Here is a 3,579-nt window from a genome sequence, read left to right as displayed (position 1 = left end):
GTGCAGAACAATAATAGTTCGCTTGATGATATTTAGCTTGCTCATTGAGAGAACGACATAATTGATATTTTAATAATGCTCTACCTGTAACATCGTTGATTGATTGCATTTTTACTAATATGGACAAAAAGTCTTGCTGAGCTTCTTTGTACTGACCTTGTCCATCATTTACTAGGGCATTAATAAACGCTTGTTCTATTGCTTGGTAGTCACTGTCGTTTGAAGCGATTCCATAAAACGGTTGATCGCGCTGGCTCATGTATTGATATAGCAGTGCCGATAGGTAGAGCTTATCCCCGTAGGTTGTTGAGCTAGTGTAGCGTGTTTGCAGCATGTTCAATGCGCGCGAAGGGGAATGAGTTAGAGTCGACAGATAGAGTGCGTTCCAATCAGCATTTGGAGTTGTGTGGGGAGCTAATGCCGAGGAGCTAATTGTTGGATAAGATTCATGATCCAATGTTGATGCTTGGCTAAAAGAATAAAGATTGATGAAAAGCAAAAAGGCAATGAAAATGAAGTGAATCACGAGATAATATCAATCAGATAAAGAACGATATTCTATTGTTAGTTTGATGTTGCTTCAATTTTTTTGGTAGGTTGATGGTTTTTTATGTGAGGTAAATCTCTAATTCTCAATGGCTTATTATGGGTAACCGGTCGTACGCTATGTACGACCGATCTTGGAAGCTAGATGTATAATTTCGCTAGATCAGAAGGCTCTAGTTCTTTGCCTTCTAATGTTGCATTCCAGTTAGTACCAACAAGAACGCCGTCTTCAGCTAGAGTAAGTAACCAATCTTCTACAAAGATATCTAGTGGAATTTCTAATACTTCGAAATCAGCCCACTCTTCGACATTGTGAGTCTGAGCATCTTCTTTTGAAGACCAGAACGGCATCACTTCACTGTTTTCGAATTCACTTGAATCACATGCTAGCCAACCTTCATCGTTGCGAAGGCCCCATACCAGTTTAGTTTCTTGCGTTTCAGAAACGAAAAGTTCTAGATTTGCTTGAGTATCAGCGGTTAGTTTGCTCATGAATAATTTCTCTATGTTGATAACAAGACAAGATTAACATTATACAAGGGGTAGGTATATGGCGATCAAGGAATTATAAGGATACTGAAACGCTTACCAAACGTTTCAGCATGGTTTGAGTGCGGTAGAATCTATTTACCGATTTTAGTAAATATATGCCACTCTTCTTTAATGTTGCCTTTAAATCCGACAACAGAAGCTACAACTTTTCTGTTCAGTGCATGATTAGTTTCGGTGTCATTATCACGGAAGCCGACATCACCGTAACCTACGGTATAGGCTCTAGACGGTGGAATTCCATTGCTGATAAGTGCACGCCTTACATTGTCCGCTCGCTTTTCTGACAGTTTCAGGTTGTGTTCAGCATTACCCACTTTACTGGCATAACCTTGAAGTTGGATACTGGTATTCTCGTAACGTTTTAGAAACGCAGCCATTTGACGGATTTGGCCCAGGAATACAGGTTTGATTTCTGCAGAGTCATTAGCAAACAAAATATGAAGTTCTTTTTGTTCACTAGACTCGAAATACGAGCCACAGCCATCATTATCTATTTCAGCGCCTATTTGTGTGTCTATACATAAATCGCGAGCGTTGATAACACCATCATTATCATCATCTTCGAGATCATAACTTTGTGTGGTGCTAGGAAGAGCACGATAAGTGAATTCATCATTTGTTTCAGCCATGATGTTGGAAGAAGCAACCACGAAGCATAGCGGGAGTATCGTTTTGAAGAGCTTCATTAATATTCTACCTTTTCGTTCCATTCTTGAGGGGTCTCAACACGTAACCCTGTCAATAAATTACCTGTCGCATTCATGACTCTGTATTTTGCGTATTGTACGTCATACTTAGCATCCAAAAATCCCTTACGGGCTTCGAAGAGTTCATTTTCGGTGTTAAGTAAATCGAGAAGAGTACGCTTACCAATTCGGTACTGTTTTTCGTAAGAGATAACGGTATCAGATGCTGAATCTACGTGATCTGACAAGAAATCTTTTTGCTGGACGGTTAAGTCAAGTGCGCTCCATGAAAGGCGTAAGCTTTCTTCTACATTGCGGTAAGTACTCTCACGTAGGTCTTTTGCTTTGTTAAGTTGATAAGCGGCACTTTCGGCACGGTCTTGATCGGCTCCACCGTTATAGAGATTGTACTTTAAGCGAAGCATCGCAGAAAATTCATCGCTGCTGCCTTTCGTACCACCTGCATCATCACGCCACCTTTGAGCGGCTTCAAAAGAAACAGTCGGGTAGTTGGTACTCTTAGACTGTTTGTATTGAAACTTCGCTGAATCTACGTCAGCTTGTGCAATTTTAATAACTGGGTGTTGGTTAAAGGCTTTTGCCAAAGCACCGTCGATCGTATAAGGAATAGAACCTGCATCTGCACGTGGATATACCAAGCCTAGTGGGGCTTGGCCAACAAGGCGTTTGAATTGAGTGTGGGCATCAAATAAATTATTTTGTGCTGCTAGCAAATTACCATGCGCTTTTGCAATACGAGCTTCTACCTGAGACATGTCTGCCGTAGATCCAATGCCTGAATCAACTCGTTTCTTGATATCTATATAGATATTTTTGTGCGTCGCCAGATTGTTTTCAGAAAGTGTAAGCACTTCATAAGCTTTAACGGAATCAAGATAGACTTTGGTTACTTGCAGTGCAATATCTTGAGCGCTAGATAGCAATTGATAACGGACAGACTCTGCATCAGCAGCGGTACGATCAATGTCGTTAGAAGTATTCGCGCCATCCCAAATGAGTTGTGTCAACGTAATTGCTGCTTCTTTACGCGTTAGATCTGTTGAGCTCGAATTCGTCGCCAAATCTGTATATTCGTAACCAATGCCACCGTCTAAATCTATACTCGGGCGGTAAGCTCCACCAGAAGCATCGTTAAGGTAACGTTGACTAACGTACTGGTTATATGCCGCTTTGATTTCAGGGTTACTTTCTAAAGTAAACGCGACGGCTTGCTCTAAGGTTTGTGCGCTAGTCGGTAAACTGAGTGCAATAGCCAACCCTAATGTAGTCGTTTTAATCCAGTTCAATTTCAATCTCCCAAAAATGGAGTATCACCTAAGTTTGTCGCTTTTAAGCTTGAATATATCAAATTTAGATGAACCGCCAAAAAAATAACGAATGCCCAATGAGCATTCGTAAATGGTTGTAAAGTTGTTAACCGATCGTCGTACAATTTAAGTCGATTTTGAGTACTTAAATTTGATTTGAGTGTTTGGGTTATCTTTCCCTAAGACAATAACTTATATGGAAGTTTTCGTCATCTTAATTATCACTCAGTGACCGTTATCATTCGTTTACATTGTAAGTTATTAAACATGCAATTCATAGCTAGGAATTATATGACATTAGATGTTATATTGTCACTAGATTATAGAATTGATGTCACTATTTTGACGTCGCGAACAGAAAATGAGCTTAGGGATTTATATGGACATGACAGTATTGAATGCGAGCGGTGCATTAGCATTAGGTCAACGCATTGTTATTTCGATAGATGGCACAATCAAGGTCCTAG

The 3,579-nt window shown here is 40.1% G+C and carries 3 protein-coding genes and 1 pseudogene; all 4 read right to left on the bottom strand.

Features of this window, described 5'->3' with window-relative positions:
• A pseudogene (locus AB4653_RS16805) lies at positions 1-526 on the bottom strand (GGDEF domain-containing protein); the annotation flags it as partial.
• Between the two features lie 161 nt (positions 527-687).
• A complete protein-coding gene (locus tag AB4653_RS16800; RefSeq protein WP_017100235.1) occupies positions 688-1,038 on the bottom strand; it encodes a DUF2750 domain-containing protein in 351 nt (116 codons plus the stop codon).
• Positions 1,039-1,169: 131 nt separating this feature from the next.
• Positions 1,170-1,784 (bottom strand): OmpA family protein, encoded by a 615-nt coding sequence (locus tag AB4653_RS16795; RefSeq protein ID WP_102257276.1) that lies wholly within the window; start codon positions 1,782-1,784, stop codon positions 1,170-1,172.
• Complete coding sequence (locus AB4653_RS16790) at positions 1,784-3,091, bottom strand: TolC family outer membrane protein (RefSeq protein WP_102257275.1); 1,308 nt, start codon at positions 3,089-3,091, stop codon at positions 1,784-1,786. The genes AB4653_RS16795 and AB4653_RS16790 overlap by 1 nt, the downstream gene beginning before the upstream one ends.
• Positions 3,092-3,579 lie beyond the last annotated feature (488 nt).

The sequence above is a fragment of the Vibrio sp. 10N.222.48.A3 genome, from assembly GCF_041475345.1.
GTDB lineage: Bacteria > Pseudomonadota > Gammaproteobacteria > Enterobacterales > Vibrionaceae > Vibrio > Vibrio tasmaniensis_A.
The sequence above is the reverse complement of the archived record's forward strand: the minus strand, read 5'-3'. Positions and strand labels throughout refer to the sequence as shown.

Excerpts from the sequence above, each read along its gene's own strand:
- AB4653_RS16800 (WP_017100235.1), bottom strand. The coding sequence starts at position 1,038 with ATGAGCAAACTAACCGCTGATACTCAAGCAAATCTAGAACTTTTCGTT.
- AB4653_RS16795 (WP_102257276.1), bottom strand. The coding sequence starts at position 1,784 with ATGAAGCTCTTCAAAACGATACTCCCGCTATGCTTCGTGGTTGCTTCT.